22 protein-coding genes and 1 pseudogene are annotated in these 20,928 nt (G+C 64.6%); 8 read left to right on the forward strand and 15 right to left on the reverse strand.

The window, feature by feature from the left end:
• Position 1: 1 nt before the first annotated feature.
• The 6 genes and pseudogenes from priB to QFZ91_RS07615 all read right to left on the reverse strand — a co-directional run bounded on the left by priB (position 2) and on the right by QFZ91_RS07615 (position 3,850).
• Entirely contained in the window at positions 2-301 is a 300-nt protein-coding gene (gene priB / locus QFZ91_RS07590; protein ID WP_176108684.1) for a primosomal replication protein N, read from the reverse strand.
• A 68-nt stretch (positions 302-369) separates the two neighbouring features.
• A complete protein-coding gene (gene rpsF, locus QFZ91_RS07595) occupies positions 370-744 on the reverse strand; it encodes a 30S ribosomal protein S6 (RefSeq protein ID WP_013089311.1) in 375 nt (124 codons plus the stop codon).
• Between the two features lie 182 nt (positions 745-926).
• On the reverse strand, positions 927-1,571 hold the full coding sequence (locus tag QFZ91_RS07600) for a hypothetical protein (protein ID WP_429566835.1): 645 nt from the start codon (positions 1,569-1,571) through the stop codon (positions 927-929).
• A gap of 238 nt (positions 1,572-1,809) precedes the next feature.
• Positions 1,810-1,872: pseudogene (locus QFZ91_RS07605) on the reverse strand (hypothetical protein); the annotation flags it as partial.
• Positions 1,862-2,752, reverse strand: a complete 891-nt coding sequence (locus QFZ91_RS07610; protein ID WP_429566836.1) for an RNA polymerase sigma factor — start codon at positions 2,750-2,752, stop codon at positions 1,862-1,864. The pseudogene QFZ91_RS07605 and the gene QFZ91_RS07610, both read right to left, overlap by 11 nt.
• A 183-nt stretch (positions 2,753-2,935) precedes the next feature.
• Positions 2,936-3,850 (reverse strand): LysR family transcriptional regulator, encoded by a 915-nt coding sequence (locus QFZ91_RS07615; protein WP_429566837.1) that lies wholly within the window; start codon positions 3,848-3,850, stop codon positions 2,936-2,938.
• 168 nt (positions 3,851-4,018) lie between these two features.
• Here QFZ91_RS07615 and gcl point away from each other — a divergent pair, with 168 nt between their 5' ends.
• The 3 genes from gcl (at position 4,019) to QFZ91_RS07630 (ending at position 7,691) form a co-directional block, all read left to right on the forward strand.
• Entirely contained in the window at positions 4,019-5,794 is a 1,776-nt protein-coding gene (gene gcl, locus QFZ91_RS07620) for a glyoxylate carboligase (protein WP_429566838.1), read from the forward strand.
• Between the two features lie 127 nt (positions 5,795-5,921).
• Entirely contained in the window at positions 5,922-6,731 is an 810-nt protein-coding gene (hyi, locus tag QFZ91_RS07625; RefSeq protein ID WP_429566839.1) for a hydroxypyruvate isomerase, read from the forward strand.
• Positions 6,732-6,779: 48 nt separating this feature from the next.
• A complete protein-coding gene (locus QFZ91_RS07630) occupies positions 6,780-7,691 on the forward strand; it encodes a 2-hydroxy-3-oxopropionate reductase (protein ID WP_429566840.1) in 912 nt (303 codons plus the stop codon).
• A 263-nt stretch (positions 7,692-7,954) separates the two neighbouring features.
• Here QFZ91_RS07630 and QFZ91_RS07635 read toward each other — a convergent pair whose 3' ends face one another.
• From QFZ91_RS07635 to QFZ91_RS07660, 6 genes are all read right to left on the reverse strand, one after another.
• Positions 7,955-9,001: an asparaginase gene (locus QFZ91_RS07635; RefSeq protein WP_429566841.1), complete on the reverse strand. Its 1,047-nt coding sequence runs from the start codon at positions 8,999-9,001 to the stop codon at positions 7,955-7,957.
• A 53-nt stretch (positions 9,002-9,054) separates the two neighbouring features.
• A complete protein-coding gene (locus QFZ91_RS07640; protein WP_013089301.1) occupies positions 9,055-9,981 on the reverse strand; it encodes a CysB family HTH-type transcriptional regulator in 927 nt (308 codons plus the stop codon).
• A 121-nt stretch (positions 9,982-10,102) separates the two neighbouring features.
• On the reverse strand, positions 10,103-11,161 hold the full coding sequence (locus QFZ91_RS07645; protein WP_429566842.1) for a sulfate/molybdate ABC transporter ATP-binding protein: 1,059 nt from the start codon (positions 11,159-11,161) through the stop codon (positions 10,103-10,105).
• Entirely contained in the window at positions 11,162-12,166 is a 1,005-nt protein-coding gene (gene cysW / locus QFZ91_RS07650) for a sulfate ABC transporter permease subunit CysW (RefSeq protein ID WP_429566843.1), read from the reverse strand. It abuts the gene before it with no gap.
• Positions 12,163-13,059, reverse strand: a complete 897-nt coding sequence (gene cysT / locus QFZ91_RS07655; protein ID WP_429566844.1) for a sulfate ABC transporter permease subunit CysT — start codon at positions 13,057-13,059, stop codon at positions 12,163-12,165. Before cysT ends, cysW begins: the two co-directional genes overlap by 4 nt.
• Positions 13,060-13,219: 160 nt before the next feature.
• Complete coding sequence (locus QFZ91_RS07660) at positions 13,220-14,266, reverse strand: sulfate ABC transporter substrate-binding protein (protein WP_429566845.1); 1,047 nt, start codon at positions 14,264-14,266, stop codon at positions 13,220-13,222.
• A 310-nt stretch (positions 14,267-14,576) separates the two neighbouring features.
• On the opposite strand from QFZ91_RS07660, the gene lexA reads away from it, so the two are divergent.
• From lexA to QFZ91_RS07675, 3 genes are all read left to right on the forward strand, one after another.
• Positions 14,577-15,227, forward strand: coding sequence for a transcriptional repressor LexA (gene lexA / locus QFZ91_RS07665; protein ID WP_008922406.1), 651 nt, complete (start codon positions 14,577-14,579; stop codon positions 15,225-15,227).
• A 122-nt stretch (positions 15,228-15,349) separates the two neighbouring features.
• Entirely contained in the window at positions 15,350-15,694 is a 345-nt protein-coding gene (locus QFZ91_RS07670; protein WP_176367783.1) for a hypothetical protein, read from the forward strand.
• A gap of 119 nt (positions 15,695-15,813) precedes the next feature.
• Positions 15,814-16,431, forward strand: a complete 618-nt coding sequence (locus QFZ91_RS07675; RefSeq protein WP_429566846.1) for a DUF2939 domain-containing protein — start codon at positions 15,814-15,816, stop codon at positions 16,429-16,431.
• A 71-nt stretch (positions 16,432-16,502) separates the two neighbouring features.
• Here QFZ91_RS07675 and QFZ91_RS07680 read toward each other — a convergent pair whose 3' ends face one another.
• Positions 16,503-16,970: a universal stress protein gene (locus tag QFZ91_RS07680; RefSeq protein WP_013089294.1), complete on the reverse strand. Its 468-nt coding sequence runs from the start codon at positions 16,968-16,970 to the stop codon at positions 16,503-16,505.
• Between the two features lie 338 nt (positions 16,971-17,308).
• Here QFZ91_RS07680 and nodI point away from each other — a divergent pair, with 338 nt between their 5' ends.
• Complete coding sequence (gene nodI / locus QFZ91_RS07685; protein ID WP_429566847.1) at positions 17,309-18,223, forward strand: nodulation factor ABC transporter ATP-binding protein NodI; 915 nt, start codon at positions 17,309-17,311, stop codon at positions 18,221-18,223.
• A 19-nt stretch (positions 18,224-18,242) separates the two neighbouring features.
• Positions 18,243-19,070, forward strand: a complete 828-nt coding sequence (locus QFZ91_RS07690) for an ABC transporter permease (protein WP_429566848.1) — start codon at positions 18,243-18,245, stop codon at positions 19,068-19,070.
• Between the two features lie 47 nt (positions 19,071-19,117).
• On the opposite strand, the gene QFZ91_RS07695 is transcribed toward QFZ91_RS07690, so the two are convergent.
• A complete protein-coding gene (locus QFZ91_RS07695) occupies positions 19,118-19,540 on the reverse strand; it encodes a hypothetical protein (RefSeq protein ID WP_013089291.1) in 423 nt (140 codons plus the stop codon).
• A 281-nt stretch (positions 19,541-19,821) separates the two neighbouring features.
• The gene (locus tag QFZ91_RS07700; protein ID WP_429566849.1) at positions 19,822-20,805 is read right to left on the reverse strand and encodes a LysR family transcriptional regulator; all 984 of its coding nucleotides are present in this window, start codon (positions 20,803-20,805) and stop codon (positions 19,822-19,824) included.
• Between the last annotated feature and the right edge of the window lie 123 nt (positions 20,806-20,928).

Consider the following 20,928-nt stretch of genomic DNA (forward strand, 5'->3'; position numbering starts at 1 on the left):
ATTAGTCCTTTCCAATGTCCTGCAATGCTGTGATGTGAAATACCAGAGTTCGCGCGTTTCGGTGCTTTTTAGCCAGAAAACCTGTGAAGAGCGTTTCGACGCCCATCTGACAGTTTTCGAGCTTGCCGCTCGCTTCGCCCGCGGCGACCGCCTGCATGGTCAGTTCGACCTGACGGGCAATGCCCGCCTCGACGACTTCCGTGCGGTGGTGCAACGTGCAGCTTGCAATCGGAACACCGGCGGGCGTGTACCGCACCGCTTCGCGTTCGACGACGCTCGCCGTGAGTTGCAGCCGGTTCATGTACTTGAGATGCCTTCGTGTACGTGAGCGGAGCGACGCTGCGTGTCTGGTAGCTTAAATAGTGTGTCTTAAGCCTGCGCTTCGGTCGGCTGAGCGGCTGCCGACTTCTTGGCTTCTTCGCGCTGCACTTCCTTCATCATCGGCGACGGGCCGGTTTCGGCCTTCTTCATCTTGACGATCAGGTGACGCAGAACGGCGTCGTTGAACTTGAACGCGTGTTCCAGCTCGTCGAGCGTGGTCTGGTCGCATTCGATGTTCATGCAGACGTAGTGAGCCTTCGCGAGTTTCTCGATCATGTAGGCCAGTTGGCGACGGCCCCAGTCTTCGACGCGGTGGATCTGACCACCGTGCGATGTGATCGTGCTCTTGTAACGCTCGATCATGGCGGGCACTTGCTCGCTTTGATCGGGATGCACGATAAAGACGATTTCGTAATGACGCATTACACACTCCTTGTGGATTAAAGCCGCCCGGGCGTCGGAACCGGTGCGGCAAGTGAGAAGCCCGAAAGTGTAACCCGGTTGGGGACGGGTTGCAAGGCATTCCGCCGATTCGGCCGTGGAATCGGACGTGTTTTCAAGAGCTTAGGGACACAGATCCGGGGAAATCGGGCCGCGGCAGCCGCTCAACCCGCTTCCGTGCGTTGGCTACCGCTCTGCAACCGCGCCCGGAGCGCCGCTTCGAAGCCCGTGAGCGCATTGGGCGCGGCGTCCGTGATCGCCCACCAGGTCATGCCCGCCGCGTCCCAGTGCGCGATCGAGTAGCCGTCGTGACCGAGCGCCGCCGGCGCCGCGCCCTCCGCCGTGGACTGCGGAAACACGTACACGTCGATCACGTGCTTGCCGTAGCGGTACACGAGCACCGCGACCCGCTGATGCGCCAGGTAGTCGAGCCGGCCGCCCTGAAGCGCGAAGCCGGCCGCCGCGAGGTCCTCGACCGGCGGCGAATAGTCGAGCCTGCCGTTGAACCACGGCTTCACGGTGTGACGGTCCGTCGAAATCACGTCGATGTCGCGGCCGGAGACCTGCGCGCGCACATGGCTTTCGACGAGTTCGTCGGTGAACGGCGAGGAGTCGGCCGGACGATGCAGCGTCAGCGTCAGGACCGCGGCGGCCGCGCACAACGCAATCACCAGTGCCGCAAGACCGCCGTACGCGGCCGCGCGGTTTGCACCGCCCGCGCCGAGCGGGCCGCCGAAGCCCCCGAGCCATCCGTCGAGCCACGCGGGCCACCACGCCCCGCGACGCTGACGCCGAGGTTGCTGCGTCACCGGCTGCGTCATCCCGGCGGCGGACTTCTTCGGTAGATCGTCGGGCGCCCGCCGTCGCCGCCGTCGCGGCCCCTTCGTCGACGACGCCGGGCAAGCCCGCCACGATCCGCGCCCGCAACGACTGCGGCGCCCGATGATACGGCGCCGCGCGCAGCGCGCCGCTCAGCGCGCGCACGTTGTCGCTCGCGCGCCGGCAATCGTCGCAGTTCTCGATATGCTGCTGGACCCGGCGCGCATCGGTCGCCGGCAATTCGTGATCGGCATTCGCATCGAGGAGCGGCCGTGCTTCGTTACAGTCCATCCGGCGTCTCCTGAGCGGGGTCGGCGGCAGCGCCGGGAATGTTGAGGGGCCGGCCGTCGGCAAACGCCCGGAGCTGTGTCACTGTTGCGGTGGCGGGCATGGCCGCCGACGATGCCGGGCGACCGTCGCCGGAACTGTTTGCCGGCTGGGCGCAGGGTGCAGGGGGCGCGGTGGCCGCCGACCTCGCGAGTCGCCCGGACTGCGCGTCGCGATCCGACGGCGCCTCCTGCCGGCTACCCTGCCCGCCTTTGCGCCCGTTGCCTACCGGATCCCCTCCGCCTCGCTGCTGCGCCATCAACACCTCCGCCAGCTTGCGCCGCCCACGCGCGAGCCGCGACATCACCGTACCGATCGGCACATCGGCCACCACCGCGATCTCCCGATATCCCATCTCTTCGAGCTCACGCAAGATCAGCACCTCGCGATACTCGACCGGCAAACGCGCCAGCGCATCGTGCACCAGTCGCACATCCTCGTCGCGGATCAGCAGTGTCTGCGGATCGTCACCGCCTGCGCTCCAGCCGTCGAGGGTCGCGTCGTCCATCGTTTCGTCGAATTCGAGCATGTCGTGCGTCGGCGCGCGCCGCCGCCATTCCGTGTACCAGGTCCGGCGCACGATCGCGAGCAGCCACGGCCGTGCGGAGTCGCCACGAAACGTATCGAAGAAGCGGAACGCGCGCATGAACGCTTCCTGCACGACGTCCTCGGCATCGTTCGGATTGCCGCACAGCCAGCGCGCGAGGTTGTATGCGGCGTCCAGATGCGGCAACGCCAGCTGCTGGAAGCGGCGGCTTTTCGCGGCATCGGAATCGGCATCGGTGGCGGGGCGGGCACTAGGCTCGCCCCGCGCGCGGGCGGCGTCTGAGTCGGTCTGGACCACGTGGGTCCCTCCAAGGGCATGGCGGCTGCGTCGTGCGGGTCGCTGCTGTCGAGCGCCCCGCGTGGTGGGCTGACGTGTCTTTCACAGCAGAACTGGCCATAGACCCAGTTTATTCCCGACTTCCGCCAGCAATCGCCAAAAGTTCGGGCTCGCCCGCGGGCCTCTCGCCAACTAACACGCCCGCTAGTACGACGGCCCGTTCCAGTAGTCGTCGCTTGCGTACACGTCTTTCAGATAGTCGATGAAATAGCGCACCCGCGCAGGCACGTAGCGCTGCTGCGGATAGACCGCGAGGATGTCGTAATCGGGCAGCGCATACTCGTCGAGGACGGTTTCCAGCTCACCGCGCGCAAGCTGCTGCTGGATTTCCCATGTCGAGCGCCAGCCGAGTCCGAGCCCTTCCGAAACCCAGCGATGCAGCAGTTCGCCATCGTTGCAGTCGAGCGAGCCCCCCACCCGCACCGTCGCGAGCTTGCCGTTGCGGCGAAAATACCAGCCGCGGTTCTGGCCGCCTTGCAGATTGAACGCGAGGCAGTTGTGGGCCGGCAGATCCTCGAGCGTCTTCGGCTTGCCGTGACGACGGAAATACTCGGGCGTACCGCACACCACGCGCCGGTTCGACGCGAGCTTCACCGCGACGAAGTTCGGATCGACCGTGCCGCCGATGCGAATCGACAGGTCGTACCCTTCGCGCACCAGATCGACGACCCGGTCGGTCAGATTGAACGACATCTGCAACCCGGGTTTGTCGCGCAGAAATGCGGGCGCGAGCGGCGCGACATGCTTGCGGCCGAACGCGGCCGGCGCCGACACGATCAGATGGCCATTCACCGCGCGGCGCCCCGCGCTCAGTTCGTTTTCCGCCTGATCCCACTCGGTGAGGAGCCCGCGGCAGCGTTCAAGAAACGCCGCGCCGTCCTCGCTGACCACCAGCCGCCGCGTCGTGCGATACATCAGCTTCACGCCGAGGCGCTTCTCCAGCGCGTCGATGCGCCGCCCGAGAATCACCGGCGACACGCCCTCCTCCAGCGCCGCTGCCGCGAGACTGCCCGCATCGGCGACCCGCACGAAGGTTTCGATCTGTTTGAAGCGGTCCATGCTCGTCTCCCCTGTCTCTTGCCGGGCTGATGCTGGCCGTGCGCCGGGCGCCACGCCATTCCATACTTTTTGTTTCGGAATAAGCGACCCGGACTGATCTTATCAAACCTTTGGCGCAGGTCTACAGTGTCCCTCAACCGAGTAATTACCGACATTGAGGAGACATCCATGGCCAAGATGAGAGCCGTCGACGCCGCCGTTCTGGTGCTCGAAAAAGAAGGCATCGATACCGCGTTCGGCGTGCCGGGCGCCGCGATCAACCCGTTCTACTCGGCGATGCGCAAAGCCGGCGGCATCAGCCACGTGCTCGCGCGTCACGTCGAGGGCGCGTCGCACATGGCCGAGGGCTATACGCGTGCCCAGCCGGGCAACATCGGGGTGTGCATCGGCACGTCGGGCCCCGCCGGCACCGACATGATCACCGGTTTGTACTCCGCCCAGGCCGACTCGATTCCTATTCTGGCTATCACAGGCCAGGCGCCGCGCGCGCGTCTGTACAAGGAAGACTTCCAGGCCGTCGATATTGAAGCGATTGCGAAGCCCGTCACCAAGTGGGCCGTGACCGTGCGCGAGCCCGCGCTGGTGCCGCGGGTGTTCCAGCAGGCGTTCCATCTGATGCGCTCGGGCCGCCCGGGCCCGGTGCTGGTCGACTTGCCGATCGACGTGCAGCTCGCCGAAATCGAATTCGATATCGACACGTACGAACCGCTGCCCGTCTACAAGCCGAAGGCGACTCGCAAGCAGATCGAAGCGGCGCTGACGCTGCTCAACGATGCCGGCAAGCCGTTGATCGTATCGGGCGGCGGAGTGTTGAACGCGGTGGCCGAAGACCTGCTCGTGAAGTTCGCCGAAACGGTCGGCGTGCCGGTGATCCCGACGCTGATGTCCTGGGGCGCGATTCCCGACGACCATCCGCTGATGGCCGGCATGGTCGGTCTGCAGACCTCGCATCGCTATGGCAACGCGACGATGCTCGCATCGGACTTCGTGCTCGGCATCGGCAACCGCTGGGCCAATCGTCACACCGGCAGCGTCGATGTGTATACGAAGGGCCGCAAGTTCGTGCACGTCGATATCGAACCGACGCAGATCGGCCGCGTGTTCGGCCCGGATCTCGGCATCGTGTCGGACGCGAAGGCCGCGCTCGAACTGTTCGTCGAAGTTGCCGGCGAATGGAAGGCCGCTGGCAAGCTCAAGGATCGCAGCGCGTGGGTTGCCGATTGCCAGCAACGCAAGCGCACGATGCTTCGCAAGACGCACTTCGACAATGTGCCGATGAAGCCGCAGCGCGTCTATGAAGAGATGAATCAGGTGTTCGGCCGCGACACCTGCTACGTGAGCACGATCGGCTTGTCGCAGATTGCCGCCGCGCAATTCCTGCACGTGTACAAGGCACGCAACTGGATCAACTGCGGCCAGGCCGGCCCGCTCGGCTGGACGATTCCGGCGGCGCTCGGCGTGCGCGCGGCCGATCCGCAACGGCCGATCGTCGCGCTGTCCGGCGACTACGACTTCCAGTTCATGATCGAAGAGCTCGCGGCGGGCGCGCAATTCAAGCTGCCGTACGTGCACGTCGTCGTGAACAACTCGTATCTCGGGCTGATCCGCCAGGCGCAGCGCGCGTTCGAAATGGACTACTGCGTGCAGCTCGGCTTCGAGAACATCAACTCGCCGGAGACCAACGGCTATGGCGTCGATCACGTCGCGGTCGCCGAAGGTCTCGGCTGCAAGGCGATTCGCGTGTTCAAGCCGGAAGAGCTGAAGCCGGCGCTGCAAAAAGCGCAGTCGATGCTCGCCGAGTTCAACGTGCCGGTGATCGTCGAAGTGATTCTCGAACGCGTGACCAACATCTCGATGGGCACCGAGATCGACGCGATCAACGAGTTCGAGGAACTCGCTGAAAAGCGCGAGGACGCGCCGACCGCAATCAGCCTGCTCGATTGAGCGTCACGCGTTCGCAGCACCCGCGGCATTCAGCGCGCACGATGCGCGAGGGCTTGGCTCACGCTCCGCGCCCTCGCCCCGTCACGCCCACCGCCATTCACTGACCGACCTGAGAGACAAAAGCACCATGCCGAAATTCGCAGCGAACCTGACGATGCTGTTCAACGAAGTGCCGTTCCTCGACCGTTTCGCGGCAGCAGCCAATGCCGGCTTTCACGCGGTCGAATTCCTGTTTCCGTATCCGTATTCGATCGCCGAGTTGAGCGAACGTCTGCAGCAGAACCGCCTGAAGCTGGTGCTGCACAACCTGCCGGCGGGCAACTGGGAAGCCGGCGAACGCGGCATCGCGTGTCTGCCCGATCGGGTCGCCGAGTTCCAGGAAGGCGTCGGCCGCGCGATCGAATACGCAAGCGCGTTGAAGGTGCCGCAACTGAATTGCCTCGTCGGTATTCCGGGCGCGAACGTCTCCGCCGACACCGCCCGCGCGACGATCGTCGAGAACGTGCGCTTTGCCGCGCGCGAGTTGCAGAAGGCCGGCATCCGGCTGCTCGTCGAGCCGTGCAACTCGTATGACATTCCAGGCTTCGCGCTGAACCGCTCGCGCGATGGACTCGACGTGATTCGCGAAGTCGGCTCGGACAATCTGTTCCTGCAATACGACATCTATCACATGCAACGGATGGAAGGCGAACTCGCGGCGACGATCGAAAAGAACCTCGCGCAGATCGCGCATATCCAGCTTGCGGACAACCCCGGACGGCATGAACCGGGCACCGGCGAGATCAACTATCCGTATCTGTTCGCGCTGCTCGACTCGCTTGGCTACGAAGGCTACGTCGGTTGCGAATACAAGCCGCGCACGACGACCGAGGCCGGCCTCGGCTGGGTGCAAAGCGTCGCTGGTCAGGCACGCGGCGCGGCACATGCGGCGGCTTGAGACTCGTCACGCTCAACGCACGCCCCCTATAACCCTGGAGATTCACACATGGCAAAGATCGGCTTCATCGGGCTCGGCATCATGGGCGCGCACATGGCGCGCAACCTCATCAAGGGCGGTCACTCGTTGTTCGTGAACGGCGCGTATCCAGTGCCGGACGACATCGCGAAGAGCGCGAGCGTGGTGGCCAGTTCGACCGCGGTCGCGCAGGCCGCCGACATCGTCATCATCATGGTGCCGGACACGCCTGACGTCGCCAACGTGCTGTTCGCCGACGACGGCGTTGCCGCCGGCCTCAGCAGAGGCAAGCTCGTGATCGACATGAGCTCGATCTCGCCGCTCGACACCCAGGCGTTCGCGAAGAAGATCACCGCGCTCGGCGTCGACTATCTCGATGCGCCGGTGTCCGGTGGCGAAATCGGCGCACGCGACGCGTCGCTGACGATCATGGTCGGCGGTCCCGAGAAGGCCTTTGCTTTAGCCAAGCCGCTGTTCGAGCTGATGGGCAGGAACATCTCGCTGATCGGCGAGAACGGCGCGGGTCAGACCTGCAAGGTCGCGAACCAGATCATCGTCGCGCTGAACATCGAAGCGGTCGCGGAAGCGCTGCTGTTCGCGTCGCGCTCGGGCGCCGATCCGGAGCGCGTGCGCCGCGCGTTGATGGGCGGTTTCGCGTCATCGCGGATTCTCGAAGTGCATGGCGAGCGCATGACGAAGCGCACCTTCAATCCGGGTTTTCGGATCGAGCTGCATCAGAAGGACCTGAATCTCGCGCTCGATGGCGCGCGCAAGCTTGGCATCGCGCTGCCGCATACCGCGAGCGCGCAGCAGTTGTTCAGCGTGTGCGCGGCAAACGGCGGCAAGGCATGGGATCACTCGGCGATGGTGCGCGCGCTCGAGATCATGGCGAATCACGAGGTCGCGCAAACGCCGGATAGCAAGGAGGCGAAGGCGGCCTGAGGTCTGCCTTCGTGGTTCCTGTGTGATTGAGCTCGTCGTCGACTGCGCTGATGGCGGCTTCGGCATCCGCGCGGTAATGATGAGCACAGGTGGGGCGCCCGTTCGTCGCCCGGCGGCTTCGGCTGCTGGCGCGGTGGAACGGGCAAATCGCGCCGCTCTGGGCTGAGAGCGGCAAGTGGGGTCCGCAGCGGCACCCGGCGACGCCGAGGAAGCCTTGGTCGGTCAGACGTCGTCGTCGGGTGTCCAGCTGTCGGATTCGTCAATCAGTATGTATCGAACACCTTCTGCAACGCAGCCGGCGCCGTATGGCCCGCTGCCAGCGCCAGCATCAACAGCACGCGCGCCTTGTACGGATTCAGCGTACCCGCGCTGACGAAGCCGAGCGCGTCGTCGGCGGCGGCGCCGTTGCGCATCACATGCCCCGAGCCGACACGCGACGAGCGCACCACCGCGATACCGCGCGACACCGCCTCGGCGAGCGCCTGCTGCAGCGCCTGATGGAACGAGCCATTACCCGTGCCCGCGACGACGATGCCGCGCACGCCCGCGGCGATGAGCGCATCGACGGCAATGCGCGACACGCCCGCATAGCTCGCGACGATCTCCACGTGCGGCCACGCCGTATCGATCGCGAACTCGCTCGCAAGCGTATGCGCGCGCACCACGCCGCGCTGAATCTCGACGCGGCCATCCTGCACCCAACCGAGCGCACCGATTTCCGGCGACTGGAACGCGTCGACCGCATAGGTGCTCGTCTTCACGACGTCGCGCGCGCTGTGAATGCGGTTGTTGAACGCGACCAGCACGCCCTGCCCGCGCGAAGCCGCATGCGCCGCGACCGTCACCGCGTTCAGTAGATTCAACGGACCATCGGCCGATAGCGCCGACGCCGGCCGCATCGCCGCGGTCAGCACGACTGGCTTGTCCGACTTGACGGTCAGATGCAGCAGGTAGGCGGTTTCTTCGAGCGTGTCGGTGCCGTGCGTGACGACCACGCCGTCGACGTCGTCGCTCGCGAGCAGCGTGTTGATACGTTGCGCGAGTGTGGTCCACAGCGGCAGCGCCATGTCCTTGCTATCGACGCTGGCGATCTGCTCCGGCGCGATCCGCGCGACCGTCGACAGCGCCGGCACCGCCGCGAGCAACTGATCGACGCCGACGACGCCCGCCTGATAGCCGGACGTGTTGGCGGCGTCCGCTGCCGCGCCGGCGATCGTGCCGCCGGTCGCGAGCACGGCGATGCATGGCAACGAGGAAGTGGAGCCCGGCGTGCTGGGAGGAGTCGGGAGAGAGGAAGTCGAGGTATTCATGGCGGCGATTGTAAGCGATGCGCCGCGCGCCGCCATGCGTGAAAGCGCGAGGCTTAAGCGGCCTCGCGCAACTGCGCCGCGATATCGGTCTCGCTCAATTGCGGCGCGAACATCTCGATCAGCCGATACGCGTACGCACGCAGGAACGCGCCCTTGCGCAAGCCGACGCGCGTCGTGCTCGCCTCGAACAGATGCTGCGTATCGAGCGCGACGAGTTCGGTGTCGCGCTTCGGATCGTAGGCCATCGCCGCGACCACGCCGATGCCCATGCCGAGCTCGACGTAGGTCTTGATCACGTCGGCGTCGATCGCGGTCAGCACGACGTCGGGCAATGCGCCTGCTTTCGCGAATGCCTGGTCGATATGCGAGCGGCCCGTGAAGTCCTGGTCGTAAGTGACGATCGGGAATTCGGCGATCTCGTCGAGCGTCAGGTTTTCACGGCCGACCAGCGGATGATCCTTCGGCACCACCACCACGTGATGCCACGAATAGCACGGGAACGTGACGATGTCGGGGAAGCGGTCGAGCGCCTCGGTCGAGATGCCGATATCGGCCTCGCCGTTGATGATCATCTGCGCGATCTGCTGCGGGCTGCCCTGACGCAGCGCCAGATGCACTTTCGGGAACACCGACGTGAACTGTCGAACCACCTTCGGCAGCGCGTAGCGTGCCTGCGTGTGGGTGGTCGCGACGACGAGGTGGCCGCTGTCCTGGTCCGCGTACTGACGCGCGACGCGGCGCAGATTCTCCGCATCGAGCAGCATCCGCTCGATCAGCTGATGCACGGCCTTGCCCGGTTCGGTGAGGCCCGTCAGCCGCTTGCCGCGGCGAATGAAAATGTCGACGCCGAGTTCGTCCTCGAGATCCTTGATCTGCTTGGACACGCCCGACTGCGACGTGTACAGCACGTTCGCCACTTCGGTCAGATTCATGTTCTGCCGCACGGCCTCGCGCACGAAGCGCAATTGCTGGAAATTCATCGATATGTCTCCGGTTCTGCCAGAGTTGAGTTATTAGAGCCGCCAAATGCCAAATGGAACCACTCGGTACGGCCGATACGTTTCTCTCCTGCTTCGAGCGCCGCACGGCGGCGCCGCCATCTCACTGCGCCGGAAACACCCGCAGCGCGCGCGGCACCGCGGTCACGCCGTCGCCGACCGCGAGTTGCAGATCACGCCACGTTTCGCGATCGAGTTCGGCTTCGAGCAGATTGCCCGCGCGACCGGCGAGCTCGACGCGCACCGAGCCGCCGAGCGTCACCACGCGCCGCACGTCGACGACGATGCCGTCGCGATGCCCGGCCGTCTGCGGATACAGTTGCAGGTCATGCGGCCGCACGTAGGCGAACGCCGGACCGCTGAAACCCGCCGTGATCGCGACCGGCAGCGCGGCGCCATCGACGACGAAGCCTTGCCCATCGACGTTGCCATGCAGACGGTTCGCCGCGCCGAGAAACTCGTAGACGAACGGCGTCTGCGGATGGTCGTACACGTCCTGCGGGCTGCCCACCTGCTCGACATGGCCGCGATTGAGCACGACGATGCGATCGGCCACTTCGAGTGCCTCTTCCTGATCGTGCGTGACGAAGATCGTCGAGATATGCAGATCGTCGTGCAAGCGGCGCAGCCAGCTGCGCAGTTCCTTGCGCACCTTCGCGTCGAGCGCGCCGAACGGCTCGTCGAGCAGCAGCACCTTCGGCTCGACGGCCAACGCGCGCGCAAGCGCGATGCGTTGCCGCTGACCACCGGACAGCTCCGACGGATAGCGTTGCGCGAGCCAATCGAGTTGCACGAGCTTCAGCAGTTCATGCACCTTCTCGCGAATCACCTTCTCCGACGGACGTTCCTTGCGAGGCTTCACACGCAGGCCGAACGCGACGTTCTCGAATACCGTCATATGACGGAACAGCGCGTAATGCTGAAACACGAAGCCCACCTCGCGCTCGCGCGCGCCGACCGCCGCGACGTCCTGACCTTGCAGCTCGACCTGGCCGCCGTCCGCGTATTCGAGGCCGGCGATCACGCGCAGCAGGGTCGTCTTGCCGCAACCCGACGGCCCGAGCAGCGCGACGAGTTCGCCAGGCGGAAAGTCGAGCGACACGTTGTCGAGCGCGACGAAATCGCCGAAGCGCTTTTGCAGGTTACGAACGGTGATACCCATTTACAGCTCTCCTTGCTTGAGCGGATGTCGCTGCGACGCAGGCGTGGCGTTGACGAAAAACGAATGAGAAGCGGACTGTGCGCTATTGGCCTGTGACGCCCCGGCCGGCGCCGGCCCCGCATGCGCGGGCAGCTCACGCGCCGCCGACAGTTCCGCCGACATATGACGCTCGGCCAGCAGCTTGAGCCCCAGCGTGACCAGCGCCAGCAGCGCGAGCAGCGAGGCCACGGCGAACGCGGCCGAGAAGTTGTACTCGTTGTAGAGGATTTCGACGTGCAGCGGCATCGTGTCGGTCTGCCCGCGAATATGGCCGGACACCACCGACACCGCACCGAACTCGCCCATCGCGCGCGCATTGCACAGAATCACGCCGTACAGCAGGCCCCACTTGACGTTCGGCAGCGTCACACGACGGAACGTCTGCCAGCCCGATGCGCCGAGCACGTGCGCGGCTTCTTCCTCGTCGTTGCCCTGCGCCTGCATCAGCGGAATCAGTTCGCGCGCGACGAACGGGAACGTGACGAAGATCGTCGCGAGCACGATGCCCGGCACCGCGAAGATGATCTGCACGTTGTGATCTTCGAGCCACGGGCCGAACCAGCCCTGCGCGCCGAACATCAGCACGTAGATCAGACCGGAGATCACCGGCGACACCGAAAACGGCAGATCGATCAGCGTGGTCAGCAGTGCCTTGCCGCGGAAGTCGAACTTCGCGATACACCACGACGCCGCGAGGCCGAACACGAGGTTAAGCGGCACAGCGATCGACGCGGTGAGCAACGTGAGCTTGATCGCCGACAGCGCATCCGGATCGGCGAGCGCTTCGAAGTAAAAGCGCAACCCCTTATTCAGCGCCTGATAGAACACCGCGGCGAGCGGCACGACCAGAAACAGCGCGAGAAACAGCAGTGCGACGCCGATCAGCAGCCAGCGCACGACGGGCGGTTCGCTGACCGGATCGGGGCGGCGCGCACCGCTCGCCGGGATGGTCGGAAGACGGCTCATTGCACACCTCCACCGATTGCCGCGACGCTCGTGGCCACTGGCGCCGGCCCCGCATTGCCGCGGCTCGTGCGCCGCTGCAGCCACCACTGCAGCGTGTTGATCAGCAGCAGCATCAGGAACGACACGACCAGCATCACGACCGCGAGCGCCGTCGCGCCCGCATAGTCGTATTGCTCGAGCTTCGTGATGATCAGGAGCGACGTGATCTCCGACTTCATCGGTACATTGCCGGCGATGAAGATCACCGAGCCGTATTCGCCGAGCGCGCGCGCGAAGGCGAGCGCGAAGCCGGTCAAGAGCGCCGGGGACACGGCCGGCAGCACGACGCGGCGAAACGTGAGCCAGCGCGACGCGCCGAGGCACGCGGCCGCCTCTTCCTGCTCGCGCTCGAACTCCTCGAGCACCGGCTGCACCGTGCGCACGACGAACGGCAGGCCGATGAACGTCAGCGCGACCAGCGCACCGACCGGCGTGAACGCGATCTTGATGCCGAGCGGCGCGAGGAACTGGCCGATCCAGCCGTTACCCGCATACACTGCCGCGAGCGAAATGCCCGCGACCGAGGTGGGCAGCGCGAACGGCAGATCGACGACCGCATCGACGATGCGCTTGAACGGAAACGTGTAGCGCACCAGCACCCACGCGACGAGAAAGCCGAACACCGCGTTGATCAGCGCGCCGCCGAGCGCCGAGAAGAACGTCAGCCGATACGACGCGAGCACGCGCGGCGACGTCACCGCGCGCACGAACTGGTCCCAGTCGAGCGTCGCGGTTTTCAGAAAGGTCGCCGCCAATGGAATCAGCACCACGAGGCTCAAATAAGCCACCGTGATGCCGAGTGTCAGGCCAAAGCCGGGCAATGCGCTCGGCTTGCGGAAGGTCAACGTGGTCATGCTGGATACTCGTTCATGGTTGATGCTCGCGCGGTTGTTCGTGTTGCGGTGTTGCGGTGTTGCAGTACTACCGCCCTGCTGGCCGCCGGGTCCCGGTTAGCCGAAAGCGCGCCCATTGGGCGCGCCCTTGTTGCCTGTGCCCGTGCTTCAGGCGATGCTGTTACTGCGGCTGATAAATCGAATCGAACACGCCGCCGTCCGCGAAATGGGTCTTCTGCGCGTTGGTCCAGCCGCCGAACGAATCGTCGATCGTGTACAGCTTCAGCTTCGGAAACTTCGCGGTCAGATCGGCCGGCACCTTGTTCGAACGCGGACGATAGAAATTGCGCGCGGCGATCTCCTGCCCTTCCTCGCTATACAGGAAGTTCAGATACGCGTCGGCCAGCTTGCGCGTGCCGTGTTTGTCGACGACCTTGTCGACCACCGCGACCGGTGGCTCGGCCAGGATGCTCACCGTCGGCACCACGATCTCGAACTTGTCCGGACCGAACTCCTTCACCGACAGAAACGCCTCGTTTTCCCACGCGATCAGCACATCGCCGATACCGCGCTGCACGAAGCTGGTGGTCGCGCCGCGCGCGCCCGAATCGAGCACGCCGGCGTTCTTGTACAGCTTGCTGACGAACTCCTTGGCCTTCTGGTCGTTGCCGCCCGGCTGATGCTCGGCGTACGCCCACGCGGCCAGGTAGTTCCAGCGCGCGCCGCCCGAGGTCTTCGGATTCGGCGTCACGATCGACACGCCCGGCTTCACCAGATCGTCCCAATCCTTGATGTGCTTCGGGTTGCCCTTGCGCACCAGAAACACGATCGTCGACGTGTACGGCGAGGCGTTGTCCGGCAGACGCTTCTGCCAGTTCTTGTCGACGAGCCCCTTGTTCGCGATGGCGTCGATGTCATATGCGAGCGCGAGCGTCACGACGTCGGCCTGCAGACCGTCGACCACCGAGCGAGCCTGCGCGCCCGAGCCGCCGTGCGACTGCTTGAAGGTGACGGCTTCGCCGGTCTTGGCCTTCCATTCTTTGCCGAATGCCTGATTGATGTCCTGATATAGCTCGCGCGTCGGATCGTAGGACACGTTCAGCAGCGTGGTGTCGGCGTGCGCGACGCCGCTTGCGTCCAACATGCCGAGCGTACCCGCCGCGCCGACGGCAAGCGCCGTGATCAGTTTTCTGGTCCGAGCCGCAAGCCCCATATGCCGATGGTTCATTTCAACCTTTCTCCGCGTGGTGTCCGCTGTTTAGCGTGTGGTGTTGTTTTGCGTCGCGGTCACGTGCACATGAGCGCTAACTGGAAGCCAGTCTATCGAAGGGCTTTCATCATTAAAAATAATGTTTCTTCATTTTTTAATGCCCAAAAGTGGTAACGGCAGACGCGCCGGCTGTTCAGACGCCGAAATCGTCGCCATGTCGCCGATAAACGACGCCCCAGCGCGCCCCTTGTGTCGAACTTAAAGTAAAGCTTGAAATGCGCCGAATACTGTATAAAAATACAGTCACCTGTTCATACATACAGTGGCCATGACCAAACTCACCGCACGACAGCAGCAGGTTTTCGATCTGATCCGCCGCGCGATCGAACGCACCGGCTTCCCGCCCACTCGCGCGGAAATTGCCGCCGAACTCGGTTTCAGCTCGGCCAATTCCGCGGAAGAGCATCTGCGCGCGCTGGCGCGCAAGGGCGTGATCGAACTCGCGGCCGGCGCGTCGCGCGGCATCCGCCTGCTGTCCGGGCAGGAGGATGCGCCGCACCAGTTCACGCTGCCGCATGCGGGCCTGATGCAGTTGTCATTGCCGCTGATCGGCCGGGTCGCGGCGGGTAGCCCGATCCTCGCGCAGGAACATATCTCGCAGCACTACGCGTGCGACCCGGCGCTGTTCTCGAGCAAGCCCGACTACCTGCTGAAGGTGCGCGGCCTGTCGATGCGCGACGCCGGCATTCTCGACGGCGACCTGCTCGCGGTGCAAAAGCGCAGCGAAGCGAAAGACGGCCAGATCATCATTGCGCGGCTTGGCGACGACGTGACGGTCAAGCGTCTGAAGCGCCGGCCGAACGGCATCGAACTGATCGCCGAAAACCCCGACTACGACAACATCTTCGTGGAAACCGGCAGCGCGGATTTCGCGCTCGAAGGGATCGCGGTCGGGCTGATTCGCCCCAGCGAGTTCTGATCTTTATTGCCGGACCGCTCGCGCCGGTTTGTCCGAACCAAGCCGCATTAACGCCCGCATTGACGCCCGCATTGACGCCCGCATTACGCCGCGCATTCAAGCCGCATCGTCTGGAGAGACTCATGGAACGCCTTGCCCGCCTGCTGCCTTTTCGCCAGTTCGGCCGTCTGCGCCATCTGCGCAAGCTCACGCCTTGCGCGCCGATCGAGGCGCCCGCGGCGCGCACGCCGTCGCTGTTCGACGTGCCTGCCGAAGCTTGCGGTCTGCCGTCGTCGTTGCCGGCGTTTGCGCGCGTATCGCTGAATTCGGCGCTGAATATCGCGGAGCCCGCGCGCCGCGCTCCGGTGCGGGTCTATCATGGACCGTCGCGACTGATCATGGTCGGCACGGTCGACGCCGTATGCCGTATGATCGATCGTTGCATAGCCGACGAAGCCAACGTGCACGGCGCGGTGTTCGAAGCCTGAGCGAATTCTGAGCACGCATGCAATAAGCACTTCGGATGTTCAGAGATTCGCGTGGGATGGGATCGTTTCGACCTCGCCGTGGTCGACGTTAGATCATCACTGACGTGGAGTCCCATTCGATGACCATTCCGAAACGCACACAGGGCAGCGCCACCCGGCCGCTGCTGATCACGCTGATCGTGGTGATCGTGATTGCCGCGCTGGGGTTTATTTACGCGTCGCCGTATCTCGCGGTGAACAATCTCAAACGCGCGGCAGACGCGCGTGACGTGCAAACCGTCAATCAGTACGTCGACTTCCCTGCGCTGCGCGATAGCCTGAAGCAGCAGGTGGGCGCGATGCTGACGCGCCGCCTCGAAGCGGATGCCGGCAACAAGATGGCCACGATCGGCGCGGTGATCGGCGTGACACTGATCGGCCCGCTCGTCGATGCCTATGCGACACCCGACGGCGTCGCGGCACTGCTGAACGGCATGCCGCCGCGCGGCACACCGGGCGAGCAACCGTCAACACCGCCAGCCGCGGGCGGCGAAGCGCCGGCCGCATCGGCCGCGGGCGACACCACCACGCACGCAAGCGCGCCACCGCCCGGGCGTCAAAGCACGGCCGGCTATCGGAGTCTCAACGAGTTTGTGGTCACGTACCGCCGCGGGGAAGGCAACGCGAACTATTCGGCTATCTTCCGTCGCGAAGGTCTGGTCACGTGGAAGCTCGCGGCGATCAATCTGAACGAGTGAGGTTCAAGCCGTGAACTGCGGAGATGCGCGGGCTGGCCATTGAAGCCAGCCGCGTGTCAAGTTTGTTCGTATTACGCCGCGGCCGCCTGCTGCTGCTCCTGCGCGGACGAGCACGCCACCAGAATGCTGCACGACACGCGGTCGAGCAGCGGCGTGTTGCCCGCCCCCATCCACCACCTCGACAAACCGGTCCGGCAACGATGTCCCACCACCACGAGGTCGACGTGCAACTCGTTGGCAAGATTGGCGATCTCGTCGATCGGATGACCGAATGCGAAATGCCCCTGCGCGTTCACGCCTCGCTCGGTCAGCCAGTTCACGCCCTCCTGCAGAATTTCGCGGGCCGTTTTTTCGAAGCTTCCGCAGGCCACATCGGTCAATAAGCCCGCGCTTTGCGCGATGCTCGAACGCATGTCTACTACCGACAGCAGATGCGTTTCCGCCTTCAGGTCCAACGCCAGATCGGCGCCGCAACGCAGGGCTTTGCGGCCTTCGCGCGAGCCGTCGTAGCACAACAGGATTTTCTGATAGCTCGCCATCTGTCTTCTCCCATTCCGCGGAAAGCGCGGTCTGAATCAATCATGGTGCGCCGCAATTCGGCTTGCAAGGGATGGAAAACGCTAAGTGCATAGTCGGTGCGTGCTGAAGCCGTCTGCACAAGCGTTGGGCCACCTGGAGCAGTGTTCGCACACGTTTGTGGCACCGCAAAAGTTCGTATGCGAACGCATCGCATCCCATGCATTACGCGTTCCCGGACACCCACTCGCGTCAGTGGCCGATACCCTAGAATAAGCGGCCTGTGCGCAATGCGTGCGTCGCAGGTATGTTGTGTGTCTTGCGCGTACGTTATGTCTTCTTCCGGAGCCTCGCTCGAGTCATGCCCGCAGCCCCCATCGAATTCCATCAGGTCAGGAAAAACTACGGCGAAAAAACGGTCGTCGACGGATTGTCGTTTCATGTGAACACCGGCGAATGCTTCGGGCTGCTTGGCCCCAACGGCGCCGGCAAGACCACGACGCTGCGCATGCTGCTCGGCATCGCGGCGCCCGACGCCGGCGCGATCCGCCTGTGCGGCGAACCGATCCCTGGCCGCGCGCGCCTCGCGCGCTCGCGCGTGGGCGTGGTGCCGCAGTTCGACAACCTCGATCCCGATTTCACCGTGCGTGAAAATCTGCTCGTGTTCGGCCGCTACTTCGGTCTGAGCGCCGCGCAGTGTCGCGCGGCGGTGCCGGGCCTGCTCGAATTCGCCCGCCTCGAGAACAAGGCGGACGCACGCGTGAGCGAACTGTCGGGCGGCATGAAGCGGCGCCTCACGCTGGCGCGCGCGCTGATCAACGATCCCGACGTGCTGATCATGGACGAGCCGACCACCGGTCTCGACCCGCAAGCGCGCCATCTGATCTGGGAGCGACTGAGATCGCTGCTCGCGCGCGGCAAGACCATCCTGCTGACCACGCACTTCATGGAAGAAGCCGAACGGCTCTGTCATCGACTGTGCATAATCGAGGAAGGACGCAAGATCGCAGAAGGCGCGCCGCGCGAGCTGATCGAGTCCGAGATCGGCTGCGACGTGATCGAGATCTACGGTCCCGATCCGTTTGCATTGCGCGACGAACTCGCGCCGCTCGCCGAGCGCACCGAGATCAGCGGCGAGACACTGTTCTGTTACGTGTACGACGCGCAGCCCGTGCATATGCGCCTGAAGCAGCGCGCGGATTTGCGCTATCTGCATCGGCCGGCGAATCTCGAAGATGTGTTTCTGCGGCTCACCGGCCGCGAAATGCAGGACTGAACCCGCAGCGAGAAACTTGATGGACGCACGCACTTACGAAACCCACGACGACACGCCATCGGCGCAAGAGCCGTTCGGCGCCTTCCCCGCCAATGCCACGAACTGGATCGCGGTGTGGCGCCGCAACTATCTGGTGTGGAAGAAGCTCGCGATTGCGTCGATGTTCGGCAACCTCGCTGATCCGATGATCTATCTGTTCGGTCTCGGCTTGGGGCTCGGGCTGATGGTCGGGCACGTCGACGGCGTGTCGTATATCTCGTTCCTCGCGGCGGGCACGGTGGCGTCGAGCGTGATGATGTCGGCGAGCTTCGAGTCGATGTATTCGGGCTTTTCGCGCATGCACGTGCAGCGAACGTGGGAGGCGATCATGCATACGCCGCTCACGCTCGGCGATATCGTGCTCGGCGAGGTAGTGTGGGCCGCCAGCAAATCGGTGTTGTCGGGAGTGGCGATCATGCTGGTGGCGGGCGCGCTCGGCTATGCGAGTTTTCCGTCGATGCTGCTCGCGCTGCCGGTCATCGTGCTGGCCGGTCTCGCGTTCGCGAGCCTCGCGATGATCGTGACGGCGCTCGCGCCGTCGTACGACTTTTTCATGTTCTATCAGACGCTCGTGCTCACGCCGATGCTGCTGCTCTCCGGCGTGTTCTTTCCGATCTCGCAGCTGCCCGGCCCCGCTCAAGCGGTGACCGCCGCGCTGCCGCTCGCCAATGCGGTCGATCTGATGCGCCCGGCGATGCTCGGCCGGCCGATGGAGCACGCGGCGCTGCATGTGAGCGTACTGGCCGCTTATGCAGTCGGCGGCTTTATCGTGTCGGCGATCCTGTTTCGGCGCCGCATGATGAAGTAAGCCGAGCGCGCCGGTCGTCGCTATGCGCGTTTGCTATCGTCGCGCGCTCAGTCCTCGTCATCGGTCCACGGAATGTCGACGTCGGAGATGAATGCGACCGTCGCGAACGGGCCGCCCTCGTGACGCCCGATCTTGCCATCGGCGCGCTGCCATTCGACCCGGAACACGGTGGCCGGATCGTCCGCGATCAGCCGCACCGTGCGCAATTCGTCGGGATCGGCATCCTCGACCGGACCGTCGAGCGAGATCAGCAGCGCCTGCGGCCATAAACCATCTGCGGGATCGTAAATCTTGTCGCCGTCGTGAATCAATGTGAAGGCTTCCACACCGATGGTCGCCGACGCATCGACGATCATCTTGGCGAGCGCACGCAACAGCGCGGTCGCTCTCGCCGAATTTGCCTGGCGGATCGCGAGATCACCGCGCGTGAGCGCCTGCTCGAGTTTCGGATTGGTTTTCTGTTGCGCCATGGATGTGTTGGTCCTATCGCTCTGTTGTGGGCAACGCGCCATCGAGACGACGCGCCGCGTTTCTTTTTGGGTGCATCTATTGCCGCTTGTGTGCATTGCAGCATCGCGCGTTGCGCGGCCGGTCCGCGCTTCGACTGCCATTGTTCTGCCGTGTCCCCTGATCGTGGCGCGCACTATCAGGGTCGTTTTCTCAGGGCCGTCCTTGCCGTCCACCACAGTTTAGGTCGTGATTCGGATTCAGGGAGAACATTTGCCGCTTAGTGCGTGGCATGTGTCGCATTTCATGCATCGGCTCGCGGGCGCCGCGGCGTGTGCTTGCCGCGCCCTCGGTCCGCCTTCGAGGCCTGAGCCCCGGCCGGCTTCGGATCCGCGATCCGTGCGATCAGATGGTCGCGAAACGCCCGCACCGACGGCGGCAACTCGCGCCCCGCCATCGTCTGCACCTGGATATTGCGCTGGCGCATCTGCGGGTCGGTCAGCGGAATCACGACGAAGCCGTCGGCCGCATAGCGGTCGCGCACCGACAGCAGCCCCGTGAACATGATCGCGCCGGACTTCTGCGCATAGCGATAACTCGCGCCACTGTTGTTGCAGATCAGATCCGGCTCGAGCAGGATGCCTTCGAGCGCACAGGTGATGTCGATCAACTGGCGAAGCGTGGTGCCGGTCTCCGACAACACCAGCGGATAACGGCTCACCTCGGCGAGCGACAGCTTGGCGCGCGCCGCGAGCGGATGATCGGCGCGCACCAGCACGAACACCGGCGCGCGTTCGGTGTGCTCGACCTTGACGCCCTTCTCCGGCGCGAGGCTGAACGACAACGCGATATCGACGTCACCGTCGCGCACATGCCGGGTCGCGTCGGCCGGCGACATCACAGTCAACGTGAAATCGATGCCGGGATGCTCGGCGCGGAAATCCGCGATCGCGGCGGGCAGGAAGTCGACCGCGAAGCCCTCGGCGGTCGCGATCTTGATCCGGCTGCCGTGCAGGCTAGCGAGACCGCTGAGCTCCTTCATCACGTGCTCGGCTTCCAGCAGGCTGCGTTGTGCGTACGCGAGCAGCCGCTCGCCCGCCTCGGACAGCGCCATGCCGCGCGGACGCCGCTCGAATAGCGTGACGCCGAGTTCGCTCTCGAGCCGCGCGATCTGCCGGCTGAGCGCCGATACCGCGACATGCAGCCGTTCGGAGGCGTCGCTCAGCGAGCCGCTGCGCGCGACTTCGACGAAATAACGCAACGCGATGCCATGCAGTGAACGTGCCATCCGGGACGCCTCAATCGAATCGGTTGCAACGGTGCGACGACGCTTTGCCTTTCCGGCAATGCAAGCTTCGAAACATGATCATTGTGACAAAAATGACGCGCTTCTAGAATCGATCGCAATGAG

It is taken from the genome of Paraburkholderia sp. JPY419 (assembly GCF_050435705.1).
Classification (GTDB): Bacteria; Pseudomonadota; Gammaproteobacteria; order Burkholderiales; family Burkholderiaceae; genus Paraburkholderia; species Paraburkholderia youngii.